This is a genomic window from Pedobacter sp. T50_32 (assembly GCF_057652195.1).
The window spans coordinates 36,395-54,447 of sequence record NZ_JBYFBY010000010.1; the positions used below are offsets into that span (position 1 = coordinate 36,395).

Annotated in this window: 12 protein-coding genes; 8 read left to right on the top strand and 4 right to left on the bottom strand. The window is 37.3% G+C overall.

The window, feature by feature from the left end:
* Positions 1 to 167: 167 nt before the first annotated feature.
* From AC23ME_RS20225 to AC23ME_RS20240, 4 genes are all read right to left on the bottom strand, one after another.
* Positions 168 to 3,056, bottom strand: coding sequence for a triple tyrosine motif-containing protein (locus AC23ME_RS20225; RefSeq protein WP_487729549.1), 2,889 nt, complete (start codon positions 3,054 to 3,056; stop codon positions 168 to 170).
* Positions 3,057 to 3,255: 199 nt separating this feature from the next.
* Positions 3,256 to 4,191 carry an oxygen-dependent tRNA uridine(34) hydroxylase TrhO gene (trhO, locus tag AC23ME_RS20230; RefSeq protein WP_487729605.1) on the bottom strand — a complete coding sequence of 312 codons (936 nt, stop codon included), beginning with the start codon at positions 4,189 to 4,191 and terminating at the stop codon, positions 3,256 to 3,258.
* A gap of 151 nt (positions 4,192 to 4,342) precedes the next feature.
* Positions 4,343 to 6,799, bottom strand: coding sequence for a DUF5686 and carboxypeptidase regulatory-like domain-containing protein (locus AC23ME_RS20235; protein WP_487729550.1), 2,457 nt, complete (start codon positions 6,797 to 6,799; stop codon positions 4,343 to 4,345).
* 89 nt (positions 6,800 to 6,888) lie between these two features.
* Positions 6,889 to 9,342: a DUF5686 and carboxypeptidase regulatory-like domain-containing protein gene (locus AC23ME_RS20240; RefSeq protein ID WP_487729551.1), complete on the bottom strand. Its 2,454-nt coding sequence runs from the start codon at positions 9,340 to 9,342 to the stop codon at positions 6,889 to 6,891.
* 108 nt (positions 9,343 to 9,450) lie between these two features.
* Between AC23ME_RS20240 and kbl the strand changes: the two genes are divergently transcribed.
* The 8 genes from kbl (at position 9,451) to AC23ME_RS20280 (ending at position 18,040) form a co-directional block, all read left to right on the top strand.
* Positions 9,451 to 10,641 carry a glycine C-acetyltransferase gene (kbl, locus tag AC23ME_RS20245; protein ID WP_487729552.1) on the top strand — a complete coding sequence of 397 codons (1,191 nt, stop codon included), beginning with the start codon at positions 9,451 to 9,453 and terminating at the stop codon, positions 10,639 to 10,641.
* A gap of 103 nt (positions 10,642 to 10,744) precedes the next feature.
* Complete coding sequence (locus AC23ME_RS20250) at positions 10,745 to 11,644, top strand: alpha/beta hydrolase (protein WP_487729553.1); 900 nt, start codon at positions 10,745 to 10,747, stop codon at positions 11,642 to 11,644.
* Positions 11,645 to 11,761: 117 nt separating this feature from the next.
* Positions 11,762 to 12,802, top strand: coding sequence for a phenylalanine--tRNA ligase subunit alpha (gene pheS / locus AC23ME_RS20255; protein ID WP_308850042.1), 1,041 nt, complete (start codon positions 11,762 to 11,764; stop codon positions 12,800 to 12,802).
* Positions 12,803 to 12,805: 3 nt separating this feature from the next.
* Positions 12,806 to 13,207, top strand: coding sequence for a Rieske (2Fe-2S) protein (locus AC23ME_RS20260; RefSeq protein ID WP_487729554.1), 402 nt, complete (start codon positions 12,806 to 12,808; stop codon positions 13,205 to 13,207).
* Positions 13,207 to 13,782: a TetR/AcrR family transcriptional regulator gene (locus AC23ME_RS20265; RefSeq protein WP_487729555.1), complete on the top strand. Its 576-nt coding sequence runs from the start codon at positions 13,207 to 13,209 to the stop codon at positions 13,780 to 13,782. The genes AC23ME_RS20260 and AC23ME_RS20265 overlap by 1 nt, the downstream gene beginning before the upstream one ends.
* A 308-nt stretch (positions 13,783 to 14,090) precedes the next feature.
* Positions 14,091 to 14,654, top strand: a complete 564-nt coding sequence (locus tag AC23ME_RS20270; RefSeq protein WP_487729556.1) for an RNA polymerase sigma factor — start codon at positions 14,091 to 14,093, stop codon at positions 14,652 to 14,654.
* Entirely contained in the window at positions 14,647 to 15,375 is a 729-nt protein-coding gene (locus AC23ME_RS20275; protein ID WP_487729557.1) for an anti-sigma factor family protein, read from the top strand. The genes AC23ME_RS20270 and AC23ME_RS20275 overlap by 8 nt, the downstream gene beginning before the upstream one ends.
* 304 nt (positions 15,376 to 15,679) lie before the next feature.
* On the top strand, positions 15,680 to 18,040 hold the full coding sequence (locus AC23ME_RS20280; protein WP_487729558.1) for a PAS domain S-box protein: 2,361 nt from the start codon (positions 15,680 to 15,682) through the stop codon (positions 18,038 to 18,040).
* Positions 18,041 to 18,053: the final 13 nt, after the last annotated feature.

Genomic DNA, 18,053 nt, shown 5'->3' on the forward strand with positions numbered 1-18,053 from the left:
AACTAGCTTAAATTGGCTATCTCAGTATAGTTTGTAATGATTGATTTTGTTATCAAAATGGCAGTTTTTTCGCTTTTAACTAAGAAAATGGTACTACTACAATAATGGTCTAGTTGTCTAAATAGAATTACTTAGTTTTTGTGCTGTGAGAGGTAATGATGTAGTGGTTAGATTTCAATTAGAAACTCTGTAAGGTTTTTATCATGAGGCACAGCTAGCTTTTTACGCAAACGATACCGACGAATTTCTACACCTCTAACGGATATATTCAATAACGATGCCATCTCTTTACTGCTCATATTCATACGTAAATAAGCACATAGTTTGAGGTCGTTCGGCACTAAATCTGGATGGTTAGCTTTTAACTTTTTGAAGAAACTTTCGTGTGCCTCATTAAAACTGTTTTCGAAGAGATTCCAATCGCGTTCATCGTTCATTCCGTCATCAATAATTTTCTGGATTTTACGTAATTGTTCTTCCTGCGGTTTTTGGTTGTCTTTCAGTTTGTTCAGTTCCTGACTGATTTTTTGGAGCAGTTCGTTCTTATAAACCAAACTCATGGCAGAATTGGCAAGCTCTCTGCTTTTACCAGCTAGTTCGGTTTGTAGTTTTTCTGTCTGCAGTTTATTGATCTGCTTTTCTGTTGCCTCTGATTCTTTTTTCAGATATTCTTCTTGCTCTTGCTGAAGCTTTCCCGCAATTTTCTGCTGATCTTTTTTCAGTTTAGCTTCGTAGACTTTTTTTCCAACAATTAAGCCAACAATGATGAGTATAAAATAAAATGCCCAGGCCCAGTTACTAGCATACCAAGGTGATAGTATCGTAATTTGTAGCTTGCTGATTTCACTGATCGTTTTTTCGTCAATTTTTGCTCTAACTTTAAAGGTATATGTGCCACTGCTAAGATTCGTAAAATCTTTTTGTGTAGCTGTGTTCCACTCAGACCATTGTTTAGAATATCCTTCTAAGAAATATTGAAACTGAATTTTTGCCAAGCGATAATAGGGAAGTGCGAAGGAAATTCTAATACTGTTTCTAGCGTAGGGTATTTCTATTTTTTCTTCGCTGTCGCCGTTTTCGGCGATAGAACTATATTTATCTGTAATGTCGTCTATTTTACCGATAAGTACTTTTGGCAACTTGGTAGCCGATTTGATGTTGTTCGCCAGCGCATTATTGTAGATTGCAAAACCATCATCCACACTAATTAAATAAAGGTTGTTGCTAATTTGGCTAATGTTTTCATAATACTGTACCATTCTACCATCCAGAATGTTAAATCTGTTGGAGTCGATACTTATTTTGCCAGGCTGACTGAAGTTAGCCAAGCTCATTCTACCATCGTTGATAAACCAATATCTTTTATTAGCTGCCTTAATGATTTTGTTTGATGAACTGAAATTGCCCAGCTTTTTATTCAGAATATCATATTTGCTAAATCGATTACTTATGTCATCGTAAACGTAAAAACCAGAATCCGATGAAAAAACAACGCGATTATCTAGGTTAAAAGCATTGATGTTAAAACTGCTAGGCAATCCATTCTTTTCATCATAATATTGAATGTTTGTAGCCTTTTTTAAATCAGCGCTTACTGTAATGCGATAAAGACCTTTGTAGGCGTGACTTACCCAAATATTTCCTTTGTGATCTTGCTCTACATATCGAGATGGTTCTCCAAAACCTTCTACTCTATGGCTAAAATTCCAACCACCTTGACCATTCTTTACGTAAATGCCTAGACCAGTGTAAGTACCCTGAATAAGATAATTTGGATTGGACGGCAGCTTTTTTAAAGTCCAGCCGCCGTTGATATTTGAAATTTTTTGGATCTGATCACCAACTACTGAAAAGGTTCCATCGTTATGTCCGCAAATCAGTTGATTATCTATTCTCGTTAAATCCCAAACCTGCCCCTGCGAGTTAGGGATCAGTTTAAAATCGAAATTACTTGCAGCGTTATTGCTCCAGTTTCCAGAAAATAAACCTTGGTTGGTTCCTAAATAAATTTTGTTTCCAAAAATCAGACTAGAATAAACCGTTCCGAACTTTCCACTTTTATCGAAATAGAATGATAGAGGAGAATTGAGCTCAATACGATCTATACCATTATCTAAACCTGCCCAAAGATTGTTTTCATTATCATTGAAAACGCTAAGTACTGTATTGTTTTGTAATCCGCTTGTTTTATTGATGGTTTGTATAACACTTCCATTTTCGTCTATGATTACCAAACCATTCAAAATAGTTCCGAAGGCGTAATACTTACCAAGTACTTTCGCTCCGTTGTTGAGCTGGAATGTTTTTAAATACCAATTAGCCTCGTTGTTAAATGGAGCGAAATTGCCTCCATCGAAAGTAAAAAGTCCATTTTTACTCGTGCCAATTAACAACTGGTTGTTTTTAAATGGCAGAATTGACAATACACCGGTCTTGCCTAAAATTTCACTTCCTGCAAGTTTTACTAATTGGTTTCCTTTAAGTTCAAACAGTCCGTGATCTAGCACCTCGGCGAAAAGTCTGTTATCCACTTTGTGTAAAAACAATAAGTTGTTGAGTGGTTTTACAACAGACACCTTTTTGTTTTCGTAGATATAGATATGTGAAAAGGATTGGAAATAGATCTTCTTTCCTAAAACGTAAATTTTCCAAACTTCGCCCGTTAGCTTAGCTGATTTAGGAAGGAGTTGAGTTAATGAATTGTAACGTAATTTTTTATCTTGATAAGCCCAATAGCCAAACTCTCCAAAGCCGCCAGTATAAATTAAACCATCATTTCCAATAGCTACGGAGCGTACAATTTGTTTATTCGGCAGTTCGTGTTTGCCCCAATATTTTCCGTTGAAACTTAACAGGCCAGCAGAATTTCCGAAATACATTATTCCTTTTTTGTCTTTCGCTATAGACCAGTTTTGGTTTCCTGCGGCATACAAAGATTTATGAAAATTCTGCACGTAGGGCACGCCAATACGCGGTATATCGTTAGCGTTTGAACTGCTAATGGTAAAAGAAAGAGACGTTAATAAAAGGATAAAATGTAGAAGGTTAATCCTCATTTACAAACTTATGGTATTGATACAGCTGCAAAATAGAAAAATAAATGGACAGTTGCAGTGGCTTTGATCTAAGCGTCATTTCGAACGTAGACAGAAATCTGTTTTTAGAATAGTCGTTTGCTAGATTTAGTTTCGCTTTCTCTCAGTTCTATCTGCTTTCGAAATGACGAAAGACAGTTACGATAAAAGATGTGTATAGTTAGCTTTTAATCGCTACCGGTTGCGGAACTTTAACGTAATAACCTGTACCATCATAAGTACGTTTACGAGGATGGGTAGTGCATTCAACTGAGCAACAACCTTGCAATTCTTCGCCACAAGCATCACATTGTGTGAAATGCTCATTACATTCTGGGTTGGCACAGTTAATCATTTTTGGAGTGGTAGTGCCACAATTTAAACACTTGCTGGCAATTGTCGGATTTACGGTATTTACGTCAACTGCAATTCTATTGTCGAAAACGTAGCATTTACCTTCAAAATCTTTGCCGCCAGCTTCTTTGCCATATTTTATAATACCGCCGTGTAACTGATAAACATCGTTAAAACCATGGTGTAACAATAGGGCAGAAGCCTTTTCACATTTGATACCGCCGGTACAGTAAGTTAGCACCTTTTTATCTTTGTATTGGGCTAAAGCTTCAATCTGCTCAGGAAAATCCCTGAAATTTTCTATATCTAAAGTAATGGCATTTTTAAACCTGCCTAAGTTATGTTCGTAATTTGATCTCACGTCTAATACAATCACATCTTCTTGATCAAGCATTTCCCTAAATTCTAGAGGTTCTAAATGCTTGCCAGTTTGTTTATTTGGGTCGATGATGCTAGTATCGCGTAAGCCAGAATGCACAATTTCTGCTTTATAACGGCAGTGCATTTTGATAAACGAAGGCTCTTCCACCTCGTCAATTTTGAACTCTGTTTTTACAAAACGTTCATCAGCATGGATGTGTTCCATGTAAGCTTTACAAGCTTCAATGGTTCCAGAAACAGTTCCGTTTAAACCTTCGTCGGCAACGATAATACGGCCAACTAAACCTAAAGATTTACAAAATTTTAAATGATCGGCAGCAAATTGTTCTGCATCAGCTATTGGAGAATAGCAATAATAAAGTAGGGTATTGTATGTCATAATATATTGATACCGCTGCAAACGGCGTTTAACGCTGCAAAGATAAAGCTAATTTGTGGTTTAGCAAGATGATTTTCGTCATTATGTAAACACATAGAAACATAGGTTTTAGTAATGAACGTGCTTTTCTAGTTGTCTATTGGTTTAAAGAAAACTACAGATTAAACCCGTAAGAGAACTTGAAGCCTTTTTTGATCAAAACATCTCTATCATAAGCGTAACCATAGTGAATTCGGAAATTCAATCGTTTTACGCCGAAATAAAACTCATTATAATTTCTTTTTTCTGGGGAAGAGAGGTAAGCGCTACCGATAATCTCTTCCAGTTTCAGTTTTTTAATTAAAGGAATTTGACTTAAAAAAAATGAACCGAAGTTATGTTGGAAATGCGCTTCGAAATATTGTCTGGTAGTGTTGAATATATAGAAATCTAAGAATTGGAAGTTTCTTTCATCTGGATCGAAAACGATAGATTGATTTGCCCTAAAATGCTTCCAATCTGGATAGTTTAAGCTTTTTGAGGTAAGAAATTTGCCTGCGCCAAGTAAAATGGAAGATTTGCCCAGCATCCCGAAATGCAACTTTTTCTGATAGATTTCTAAGGAAATAAAATCATAATCTACACTTGAGCCGAAAACACCTTTTAAGCCTCGTTTATAATTCACCTCAATTCTAGGGTAATCACTTTCTATGTAAAAACGACCATCGGGGCGGGTGATGTATTTTTGAGCAACAGTATATGCTAAAGTTCCACTGAGCACTAAAGCTCTGTGTTTTGGAAATAGTAAGCTTCGTTCGTCGTCTGGTTTAAACGGATCGTTAGAAGTAAAATTGTCGTTCCGAAAATGGGTGAAATTACTATTGGTCAGTGCGTTTCGACGGGCATAATCTGCGCTGATTTTTAGCTCGAAACTCGGGGCAAATTCCCTGGAAGCTTCTACATTAAAAAATCTTCGCTCGTAAAACTTAGCTACGTTTTTACCAAAAACCAAAGTATTGATGGTGTTTTGCAATAAATTAGTTTGCTGCTGCGAGTTCAGGTTGGCAACCTCCGAACCAAAACCTAAGGCAATGGTTCCGTTTCTGGTAGGATCAAAAAGGTATCTCGATTTGATGTTTGCGTTAAAATGGTTATTGGCAAATCCGTAGCGTGCCTCCGGTTTTATCGTGTAATACTTGCCATCATCAAAGCCTTGGCGCCAGGTAACTGCGTATTTTAAGCCAAGCCCTTCAACTGTGTTGTAAAAAACACTTGTAGCTACAGGGTCGAAGGTTACGCTCTTCTTGTTGTAGCTTCGGTAATGGATGTACGGCGTTACCAATACCTGCACTGGATTAAATCGGTTTTTAACCTGATCAACCGAATCTAGATATTGCTGAGAGGCCTTTAAAGCACTAACACTGTCCTTTCTTCTGTAATTTTCCCGCTCTTCTGGAGTTAAAGGCACAGATCTATTTTTTTCCCAGTAAAAAGGATCTTTCTTGTTAGATGATCGTTCAACTCGTAAAATTTCGTTAGTAAAAAAGTTCTTATTGAACCGTGGTTGTACATCGTAGTTTTTGTAAACGCCCATTACGTATCCAGAAACTTTGAAACCTAATAACTTGCCTACAATATTAAACTGAATAGATTTCGGTACGTACACATTTCCTACCTCCACTAGCTGCTGGCTTACCTTTAGTGTGTCGATTAATTCTATGCCGTTATCCTTGGTTACAAACAAGTCAACTGCATTAATTCGCCATAAATCGTTAACGATATAAATTACCCCAGAAAATGCAGGTAAATTTTTTCGCTTAGGCAATACCTGTATTTTACTGATGGTTTTACCGTTTTCGGTACTAGTACCCATCATTTTGTACTTGTAATAAGTAAAGGCATTGTCTGCAATTGGCGAAATAAAACCACGTACACAAAGTTTGTCTTCAAATAAGATGTTGTTATAGAAATTTACACTCAAATCTGAAGCTTTGTTAAAGCTAAATCCATTATCGTCTCCAGCAATCTTAGAGGAGATCATTACCTCTTTGATTTTGTCTCTCTGCTTAAAATCAAGTTTCGATTCCGTTTCAGAAAGATAGATCACGCCTTGTCGGTTACTGTCTAAATCCAATATGGTAGCCACATCACGTCCGAAGAATTTTTTTGGGGCGTTCAGTAATTTTTGCATTGCTTTAGTGTAAACTTCGCAAGAAAAGGCATCTATTTCATTAAGGTAGATTTTTCGCTTTGCAATTACTTTTTTTATGATTTCGTTGGCCCTATTTTCATTCGGCGATTTGATGATGACATCATTCAGCGTAAATATTTTCGAAGCTAATACCAAGTCTAACTTTGTATTCTCCGTCATCGTTACTATTATTTTTCGGTCTTCGTATCCAACAGCGGTAATCAGTAATTCAGTTTTTCCGGCAGGTAAAGTAAGTTTATATTGCCCATCTATATTAGAAGAAGTGCCCTGTGTAGTTGCATTTACATATACCGAAGCGAACGGAACACTTGTGCCCTTAGGTTCGGTAATTTTACCCGTTAGTACGTACTGTTGACCAAATGCTGTAAACGCGCTACTGCAAAGCAATATCAGTAAACAACATCGGAGGTAGCACGCCATTAAAAGTAGTTTGGGTTTAGTTAATAACGTTAAAATAGCAAAAAGCTTGTAAGTTTAGCATTATGCTCCAAGTTTATGGTAGTTAATTATTAAAAACTGTAGGCAATCCTGAAACCTTCATCAACTTTTCTGTTTCCGTCGTAAGCGAAACCGTAACTAATGCCGAAAGCTAAACGTTGTACGCCAAAATAAAACTCAGTGTAGTCTCTTTTTTGCGGTTGCGTTAGGTAATTCACGCCAATAACTTCTTCTAATTTTAACTTTCTTAATATTGGTACTTTGTTGAGGATGAAACCAGCAAAGTTATGCTCCAAATGTGCCTCTAAGTAATGTTCGTTGGCACTGTATCTGTAGAAGTCTAAAAACCTAAATTTTCGAAGATTTGGTGGGAAAAGTAAAGCTCTATTGGCACTAAAATGTTTAAATTCTGGATAAAATAGTTTGTTGTTATTGAGGAATTTACCTGCGCCAATAACAAACGAGGTATAGCCAAATAAGCCCAGCCCAACTCGCTCTTGGTAAGCTTCAAAGGTAATAAGATCATAATCTGTATCGCCACCTAAAAGTCCATTAATTCCTTTTTTATATCTCAAGCTTAAACGAGGATACTTAGACTCGGTGTACACTTTTGCATCTGGTCTGGTAATGTATTTCTGACCTATCGTATAAATTAATCCAGCGGTAATTGAAGTAGATTGGTAGGTTTGGAAAAATGGAGAATCATCTTCGGGATTTAACGGATTGTTTGATGTAAAAGCTCTATCATCATAATCTTTAAACTTGTAAAGTGTGCTGTTGGTTAAGGCATGGTTTTTAGAATAATCTAATGATAACGATGCTTGTAGGCCTGTAGCTAATTCTCTTTGTGTATTGATGTTTACATAATCTCGTTTGTAAAATTTAGGAAAGTTCCTTTCGAAAAGTAAGGTGTTAATTGAGTTAGATAGCAAACTCATCGTTCCATAATTATTCAAATCTGCTATTTCGTTACCGAAACCAAACCCAACACCCGCTCTTTTAGTGGCATCGTAATAATAATAGGTGTTCAAATTTGCGGTGAACACCTTATTTTTAAAGCCATATCTTACCTGCGGACGAATAGTTAGGTATTTATTTTCTTCGAATCTTTTGCGATAGGCGACACCATATTTAATGGCGAAACCTTCAACTGTATTATAAAAAACAGATTGTAGCAAAGGATCAAAAGTGTAAGTGCGTTTATGGTATCTATCATTATGTGTATAGCTGGTCAACAGCATTTTGCCCAATGTAAAGTTGTTATTAGCTTTTTCTACAGAGTCTAAATATTGCTTACTTTGCATTCGCAGGGCGATACTATCCTTTTTGATATAGTCTCTGCGTTCTTCTTCCGTTAGGGGAATAGGTCTGTTGTTTGCCCAATAGGCAGAGTCTTTCTTGTTTACTGCCTTGGTAATCTTTAGAATTTCTGGTGTAAAGTAACCTTTCTCAAATTTAGGGTTGATGTTGTAGTTGCTGTAAAAACTGATAAAATAACCTTCGAACTTAAAGCCGAAAACATCGCCATTGAATTGGAATTTCAAATTTCCAGGCATGTAATATTTATCGACCTTGATAAAATGCTGGGCAATATTTAAAGTGTCTATTAAGTTAATGCCAGCATCTTTGGTTAAATTAACATCGGTGCCCATTAGACGCCAAGTATTTTCGGCAATGTAAATCACTCCCCTAAAAACTGGATCATTTTTTCGTTTAGGGATAATCTCAATTTTATTAACCGTTAAACCATTTTCTTCTGTTCTACCCAATAATTTGTATTTGTAATAGAAAAGTGCGTTATCCGCAATTGGCGATACAAAACTTCTTGAGCTTAAACCAGTATTGGCCAAAAGCAGGTTTTCATAGAAATTGATTCTCATGTCGGAAGCCTTGTTAAAACTGAAGGCATTGTTTCTGCCAGAAATTTTGGAAGAAATCATCTCTTCCTTAATTCTATCGGGCTTCATGTACGAAAACTTAGATTGTGATTCTGACAAATACAGAATTCCGTTTCTGTTGGTATCTAGGTTTAATGTCTTTTGGATATCCCTACCAAAGAATTTTTTTGGAGCACCAACCAGTTTTTGCATCCCTTTGATATAAACATCACTATTGTAAGCGAAAATTTCCTCTAAATAGGCTTTCCTGTTTTTGATAGCATTTCTAACAATTTTATAGGCAGGATCTTCTCCGCCAGCGGTAATGGTTACACTGTTTAGGGTATATTGTTCTTGCTGTAGGGTTTTGTTTACGGTTACGTTGTCGAAAACATCAACGGTGTGACTAGCAGTTTTAAAACCAACCACAGTATAGGTTAATGTCACCAAACCTCTGTCTACTTTTATATTGTACACACCATCTACATTCGCAGAAACACCTTTGGTAGTTCCTTTGATGAAAACAGATACAAACGGAATAGGTTGCCCGTCGTTGTCGGTAACTTTTCCTTTTACCTCAAATTGTTGTGCTAACGCAAAAAAAGACGATGTCAGAAGACATAAGAGCAAGAGATAGTTTTTCTTCATTGGTTTAAATATAGGGCAAATTGCCTTACATAAACATATTTCTGTTGTTAAAGTTTGTTAAGTGCCAAAATACTATCTTTGTGGCTCATGCAATCAAATATTTAAGCCATGTATAAAACCCTACAACCCGTTTTACAAAAAGAGCTAGCAGAAATTCAACAAGCTGGTTTATATAAAAAAGAAAGAATTATCGTTACGCCGCAAGGAGCAGATATAAAAGTGAGTACTGGCGCCGAAGTAATTAACTTCTGTGCTAATAATTATCTAGGTTTGTCGTCGCATCCAAAAGTAATCGAAGCGGCTAAAAAAGCAATTGATCATTATGGCTACGGTATGTCTTCAGTGCGTTTTATCTGCGGAACACAAGATATTCACAAAGAATTGGAAGCTAAAATTTCTCAGTTTTTGGGTACGGAAGATACAATTTTGTATGCTGCAGCTTTTGATGCCAACGGTGGTGTTTTTGAACCTTTGTTAGGTGCAGAAGATGCGATTATCTCTGATGAACTGAACCATGCTTCTATTATTGATGGCGTGCGTTTGTGTAAGGCACAACGTTTCCGCTACAAGAATTGCGATATGGAAGATTTGGAGAAGCAACTAATTGCTGCGAAAGATTGTCGTCATAGAATGATAGTAACCGATGGTGCTTTTTCGATGGATGGTTCTGTAGCGCCTTTGGATAAAATCTGTGATTTGGCAGATAAATACGAAGCTTTAGTGATGATTGATGAATCACACTGTTCTGGTTTTATTGGCAAAACTGGAAGAGGAACCCATGAGTATTTCGATGTGATGGGTCGTATTGATATCATTACAGGTACTTTAGGTAAGGCTTTGGGTGGCGCATCTGGCGGATTTACATCAGGACGTAAAGAAATTGTGGATATGTTGCGCCAACGTTCGCGTCCGTATTTATTCTCTAACACTTTGGCACCGTCAATTGCGGGTGCTTCTGTTGCAGTATTAGATATGCTGAGCGAAACTACCGAGCTGCGTGATAAGTTAGAATATAACACGAAGTACTTCCGTGAAAAAATGACCGAAGCTGGTTTTGACATCAAACCTGGTTTTCATCCAATTGTTCCGGTAATGTTGTACGATGCAAAGGTAGCGCAAGAATTTGCAGCTAAAATGTTGGAAGAGGGTATTTATGTAATTGGATTTTTCTATCCAGTAGTTGCACAAGGTAAAGCCCGAATTAGAGTGCAACTTTCTGCCGCTCATGAGCAACATCATTTGGATAAAGCCATTGCAGCTTTTACCAAAGTAGGCAAGGAATTGGGCGTAATTAAATAATTGATATATGGCTGAGGTTTTGAAATCTCAGCTTTTTTTTGCAAACATTAAAAATAAACCTACCTATTGCTACGTTAAAATTGATTGATTATCTGGAATTAAAATGAAAATTATCCTGCGAAGTGCATTTGTTGTTGTTTTATCGGTATTAATTACCTCTTGTAAGAAATCTAACAAAGAACAGTTGGAAGCTAAAACAATGATGAACGTAAGCTACGGAGCCAGTGCCTTACAAAGTATGGATGTCTATTTACCCGCAAATAGAACTACGGAAACTAAAACAGTAGTATTTATACATGGAGGCAGCTTTACAGGTGGCGATAAAAGTGATTATACCGACATTGTAACGGAACTGGTTAAAAGAAACTTTGCGGTGGTAAACATTAATTATCGTTTGGTAGATGGTAGTGATTTGCAAACTCGTAAACTAAGTGCGGTTGTAGTTCGGGATCAGGTTGACGATGTGAGTTCGGCAGTAGATCATGTGATTGCTAACGCCAACGAATGGCAAATAAGTTCGAGTAAAATAGCGGTTGTAGGGCACAGCGCAGGGGCAACGCTATGTTTGCTTTACAGTTATGGCGCAAAAAACACGGGTAAGGTTAAAATGGCAGTGAATTTAGCGGGAGCTTTAGATCAAACCTTCACCGATATTCCAAATTACCAAAATTTACCTGCACAGGTTTTCGAATTAGGTTACAGATACACTGGGTATGAAGTTACTGTTGCAAACGAACAGCATTACAAGGAGATAAGTCCATTATATGTTGTAAATGCCAATCAGAAAATCCCTACGTTAAATATTTTTCCTCAAAATAACGTAGTTGCAGGTTTACCAAAGCAAGACAGGGCAACTTTTGATGCATTTACAAATAGGTTAAATCAAGTTGGTGTGCCCAATAAATTTGTGCAAATTCCAGGCGCCGATCATAGTTTTAGTTCCGCTGGAAGTATCCAGTTGGTATTTGTGGAGCTGCTGGCTTACTTGAATGCGAATCTATAATACAGTTTCGTAACCAAAATCCCTTCTCGGTTCATTTTATGTATTTGTTCTATGACTAACTTGGTTTTTGAACTCGATTTGACAAAAACATAAGATAAATTCGTGTATATTTGGCGCATGTTACAAGACCAAATAACGCAGTACACAGAAGAAATCAATGCGTTTTCTACCACCAATGCAGCAGAGCTGGAGCAATTTAGAATACGTTTCTTAGGCACAAAAGGCATCATTAAAGATATTTTTGATGAATTTAAAGCCGTTTCTCCAGAAGAGAAAAGAACGTTAGGTAAAGTGCTGAACCAATTTAAACAATTGGCAGAAGCTAAATACCAAACGTTAAATGAAACTATTTCTGCTTCGCAAGATACTGCAGAAGGTAACCAGTTAGACTTGACACTTCCAGGGGAGGGTTTTGAATTGGGTACGCGTCATCCATTGGCAATTGTAAGAAGAGAAATCATAGAAATCTTCAATAAATTAGGTTTTAGTGTTGCCGAGGGCCCTGAAATTGAAGACGATTGGCATAACTTCTCTGCGTTAAACTTTCCGGAAGAACATCCGGCAAGAGATATGCAGGATACATTCTTCATCAAAAAAGGTGGAGAGAAAGGCGATATCGCTTTGCGTACACACACTTCGTCGGTACAGGTGCGAATGATGGAAGCTGGTCAGCCACCTTTCAGAGCGTTAATGCCAGGTCGTGTTTATCGTAATGAAGCCATTTCTGCAAGAGCGCACTGTTTTTTCCACCAAGTAGAAGGTTTATACGTAGACGAGAAAGTTTCATTTGCAGATTTGAAGCAAACCTTGTTCTATTTCGTTCAAGAATTATATGGAGAAGGTACCAAAGTACGTTTCCGCCCATCATATTTCCCGTTTACAGAGCCAAGTGCCGAAATGGACATTTCTTGCAGTATCTGTAAAGGTGCTGGTTGCCAAATGTGTAAAGGCAGTGGTTGGGTAGAAATTTTAGGTTGCGGAATGGTAGATCCAAATGTGTTGGAAAACTGTGGTATAGACAGTAAAAAATATAGTGGTTTCGCATTCGGAATGGGTATTGAACGTATCGCCAACCTTAAGTTCGAAATTAAAGATTTGCGTTTGTTCTCTGAGAATGATGTACGTTTCTTGAAACAATATCAATCGGCTACGATTTAATAAATGAAAAGATTATCGGGCATAGCATTGATTTTTCTGCTTTTTGCATCTTGTGGAAAGGAAGAGAACTTTGTGCCCGATTATCCTGTAACTCACAACGTAACCATTGTTGAATTTGGAATTACGGCTACTAACAACGTTTTATTGGTGCCAAATAAGGGTGTAGCCGGTTTAATGATTGTTAAAACTTTTAACGGATATGTAGCTTTTGACCGTTGTAGCACGGTTAATCCTGAAAAAGCCTGTGCCGTAACACCCGAGGATAATGGGATTACGGCTATTGATCCATGTACTGGGGCTAAATTCTTATTGCTCGATGGCAGTCCGCAAAAATCACCTGCAAAAATAGCGCTGAAAAGATATAGCGTTGCTGTAGCTGGTGGTACTATACAAGTTAGAAATTAATGGAACCAGAAAAAATAAAAGAAAGTATACTCAGAGCTGCCAAAGAGCTGTTTAGGAAGTATGGTTATCACAAAACCAGCGTCAACGAAATTGCTAAGAAAGCACGCATTGCAAAAGCTACGATCTATAAATATTTCGAAAGCAAAGAGCAGATACTCGATTTTATTTTAATGGATTATCTAGATGTGAACCTTCATGGAATTTTGTCTAATAAAGCACAATTTACCAACGAAGAGGAGCATTTAAAGGCATTGGTGATGAAGACTTGCCGTTTGTCTTTCACGGTTTGCAATGAATTTATTGGTTGGGACTTTGTACGTGAGAACGCAAACTCTCAAGAATTCTTAAAACATTTATCAGATCAACTAGAGGCACTTTTACTGTCGGCCTACCTTGAGCTAGATCATTTCAAAAATAACCCTGCTAAACGTGGCGGATTGGCATTTTTGCTAAAAGCTAGTAAAAGTATCGTTTTCTCTTTTGCGTTTACTTCTGTAAGCGATGCCGATGTGCGCAAGAACTTTGTAACCTTTCAAAAAGAAATCTTACCGTATTTGGTTAAAGCGGCCTTGTAATCTGATTAATTGAAATTAGGAAAGCAGTTTTGCTGCTGTTAGGTTATCAAAGCCCCGTTATTCGCTACTACCGATAAAATCGGTATCCGCTCGCTGCTACCGGGTTTATTTTGGAAGTGTTGTGCACAGGTTTATGTAAGCTAAACCCAATTGAGCGGATTAGCCCGCATCCCGATTTTATCGGGAGAGGACTATGAGCGAAAGTGGGACTATCGGTTGCTCGTGTTTCTGTCAGTGCTTTTCTAATAATCAATCAAAACTTTTTCATTTTCCCTAATAAATTCTACTTTTAGGTAAATCAACGATCGATGACCAAAAAAGTACATGAAGACCAACGTTATGTAACTGCGCTGCTTAACAATGAGGTGGCTTTGGTGAACGAAATTTATAAGAAATGTTCTGGTAAAGTGAAATCGTTTGTGCTGTTTAATAACGGCAGTGCCGACGATGCTGCGGATATTTTTCAGGAGGCTTTGGTAGATATCTACAACCAGGCGAAATATAAGAATTTAGAACTCACGTGCCCTTTTGAGCCATTTTTGCTATTGATATGTAAGCGAAAGTGGCTTAACGAGCTGAAAAAAAGATCGATTAACCCGGTAACAAAAGGCGAAGACGATTTATTACATATTGGCGAGGATACATTTGAACAGGCCGAAATTTTAGAAGCACAAAAGGAACAGTCGGCTTTGTTTCTAAAAGCTTTTGAGAAATTGGGCGAACGTTGCAAAGAAATCATTAGATGGAGCATGAAGGGCGAAGCGCAAGAAAAAGTTGCAGAGGCTTTAGGCGTAACCTATGGTTACTTGAGAAAGAAGAAATCGGAATGTATGGCGAGCTTGGTTAAATTAATCGATAGAAAAAATGACTGAGGACAAAATTTTATGGACAGCCCAGTACGTGGAGGGAGATTTGGACGAAGCTGAACGCTTGGAGTTCGAAAACCTTTTAACGCAGGATGAAGAACTGAAGCAATATCTTGCCGACTATTATGATATACATAGTAGCTTGCAAATGGAACTGGCCGATGACCAGGGCAGGAAAGCTTTGGAAGAAACGTTAGATAGGCTAAACGACGATCATTTTAAGGCAGAGCAACCAAAAGTGCTAAAGCTGAGCTCTCATTTGAAGTGGATATCTTCGGCAGCTGCGGTTTTAATCATTGGTTTGTTTATTTGGTCGCCATGGAAAGGTGATTTGTATGAGCAATTTCATACTACATCACAAATGAATGTGACCGAACGTGGGGTAGAAGTGAGTGAGTTGGACAAAGCTGCAACATTTTTTAATGCCCAAAAGTATAATGAAGCCAAAGCTGCTTTAGCAAAACTGAACGCCGCTGATCCTGCGAATGCAATGGTGGCCTATTATTATGGGGTAAGTTTAGTAGAAACCAATGAGCTTGCTAAGGGTAGGGTGATGCTAGAAGATTTATTTAAAGGACAATCTGTTTATAAATATGATGCTGCTTACGCCATGGCTATGAGCTATTTGAAAGAGAATAAAAAAGCAGATGTTAAGTTTTGGTTAGAGAAAATTCCTGACGGAGCGGTACAGTATGATAAAGCACAAAGTTTGTTGAAGAAGTTGTAGTTTGTTTTTGTTCTCAATTTTTGTCATACATTTGTATTACGTTTTGTGTTAAGTTAGTTCAGTCAAAATTTATTTAAACAACTCGTATTAGCCCAAAGATGTTGCGACCTTCTTTGGGTTTTTTATTTCATTATGCTGTAATAATTACGTCTTTATTATTTTATTTCAGTTAATCATTTCTTAATCTTATTTTGGCTTAATGATTATCGTCACTTTATTTTGTTGGTTTGCATCAAATAAATTGACTGATAAAGATTTAAGTTTGCATCAACTAAACTAATAACAACCAGAAATAGCATATCTAATGCCCATCAGTGCTAAGCAGCCTATTAAGACCAATTGGTTCATTTTACATCCAAAGCTTTCGGCTTCCCTTTTTTTCGTAGTACTTATTTCTATTATTTCACTAATTGCTCAGCAACGTTATCTTATTGTTAAAGAAAATCGTGAAAAGGGAATAGATATAATGTTAGAAAGTGTTGAGTTGAGGTTACAGCAATTGCTCAAAAACAGTCAGAATATTACATTAACCTTAGCGCTAACACTAGATCAATCTGGAAAGCCGCGAAACTTTAATGCCGTAGCAGCCGAGATTATAAAAGGAAATCCATATTTGCAAGCCGTTCAGTTAGTGCCAAATGGGGTAATTAAGTATACCTACCCGCTGGAGGGAAATGAGCAAGCTTTAGGTTTAGATTTGTTTAAGCTGGAAGATGTAAACTCGGCAGCAGCAAAAAGGGCAATAACAACAAAGAAGATTTACTTTCAAGGGCCGGTAACGCTAGTGCAAGGGGGAGAGGGCGTTATTGGTAGGTTACCGCTTTACATCGATACTAAATTTTGGGGTTTTTCGGCGGTAGTAATTAAACTAGATGAGCTTCTAAAAGCTGCCGGAATTGATAATGCAAATCAGCAATATTATAAATTTCAATTTTCTAAAGTAAACCAGCTAACGGGTATCGAGGAATATTTCTTGCCTGGAGGAATAAACATTGCTAACGCTTATAAGAGCAAGGTTTTTGAAGAAGGAGATTGGAAAATTTATCTTACCGATATCCGTCCAATTTATGCGGATTACCAGTTGGGTTCTTTAGCTGTTTTTGGTGTGCTTGTTTCGGTGTTAGCTGCTTATCTTTTGCTGCGACTTTTGAAAAAGCAAGCACAGCTGTATGTAACCTTAGACAAGCAGGCTGATATGTTATTTACTGCCGAAAGTAAATATAAAACCATCTTTGACCATGCTGCAATTGGCATTGGAAGGGTAAATTCTATTACTGGGGAGTTTTTAGAAGCTAATGCTTTTTTGTGCGATTTGTTAGGGTATTCGAGTGCTGAGCTTACGCACAAAAAGATTAAAACCCTTATACATAGCAATGACCTAGCTGGCGATGCTCATAGTTTTAAACGTTTACTAAGCGGCGAAATTAAGCAGTTTTCTTCTATCCGTAGGTACATCAATAAAAAGGGAGAAGTGATTTGGGCTAATGCCATTATAAGTCCGTTGTGGAATGAAGGGGAGCCTCCAAGTAACCATATCATTATTATAGACGATATTACCCGCCAAGTGGCGTATGAAGAGAAATTGATTGCATCGCAGAAGCACATTGAAGAGTTGGTGAACTCAATTGAAGGTATTGTTTGGGAAGCATCTATACAAGACAATTTCGCAAATACTTTTGTAAGCAGCAAAGTGTTTGATATTTTGGGTTACACACCTGATGAATGGAGTTCTGAGCTAGGATTTTTTATTAAAAAGCTTCACCCAGATGATCGAGATAGAGTTATAACTTATTTAGAGAACGAACTGTTTCTTAGGAAACATCACGAGCATGAATACAGAATGATCGCCAAAGATGGTTCTGTTGTTTGGATACGCGACACCTTGACATTAGAACCAAGAATAGAAGCTCCTGAAAAGTTAAGAGGTATCATGATGGATATTACTGTTTTGAAGGAAGCGGAAGAGACGCTGCACAAATCATACGAACTTGTGAATGAACAAAATAAGCGACTCCTCAATTTTTCATATATCGTGTCACACAACTTGCGCTCTCATGCAAGTAACATTGATGGTATTAGTGCTTTAATTAGCAATGCAGATACGCATGAAGAGCGAGATGAGATGATTAAGCTGATGCGTAAAGTTGTGGTTAATTTAAATGATACACTATACAACCTCAATAGCATTGTCAATATTCAAACTAGTATCAACATGGTGAAAGAGTCTTTGAATTTGTTAGCTTATGTGAACAATGCTATACAAACTCAAGAGGCGCAAATACTAAGTAAAAATGCCGAATTGGTTATTAGTTTAGCAGACGATGTGTTTGTGTATTTCAACAAGGCTTACTTAGAAAGTGTGTTGTTAAATTTAATTTCTAACGCGTTAAGGTATAGTCACGCTCTGCGCAAACCAATTATAGAAATTAGTTGTGAGCCTATTGGTGCTGGTTATATTTTTAGCATTAAAGATAATGGTGTAGGCATAGATTTAACTAAGAATGGCGACAAGCTGTTTGGCTTAAACCAGACTTTTCATGGCAATGCCGATGCAAGAGGGTTCGGGCTTTTCATCACTAAAAATCAGATCGAAGCTATGGGCTACACCATAGAAGTAGAAAGTGCTTTGGGAGAAGGTACTACATTTAAAATTCTGTTTACTTAGGTTCGTTTGCACA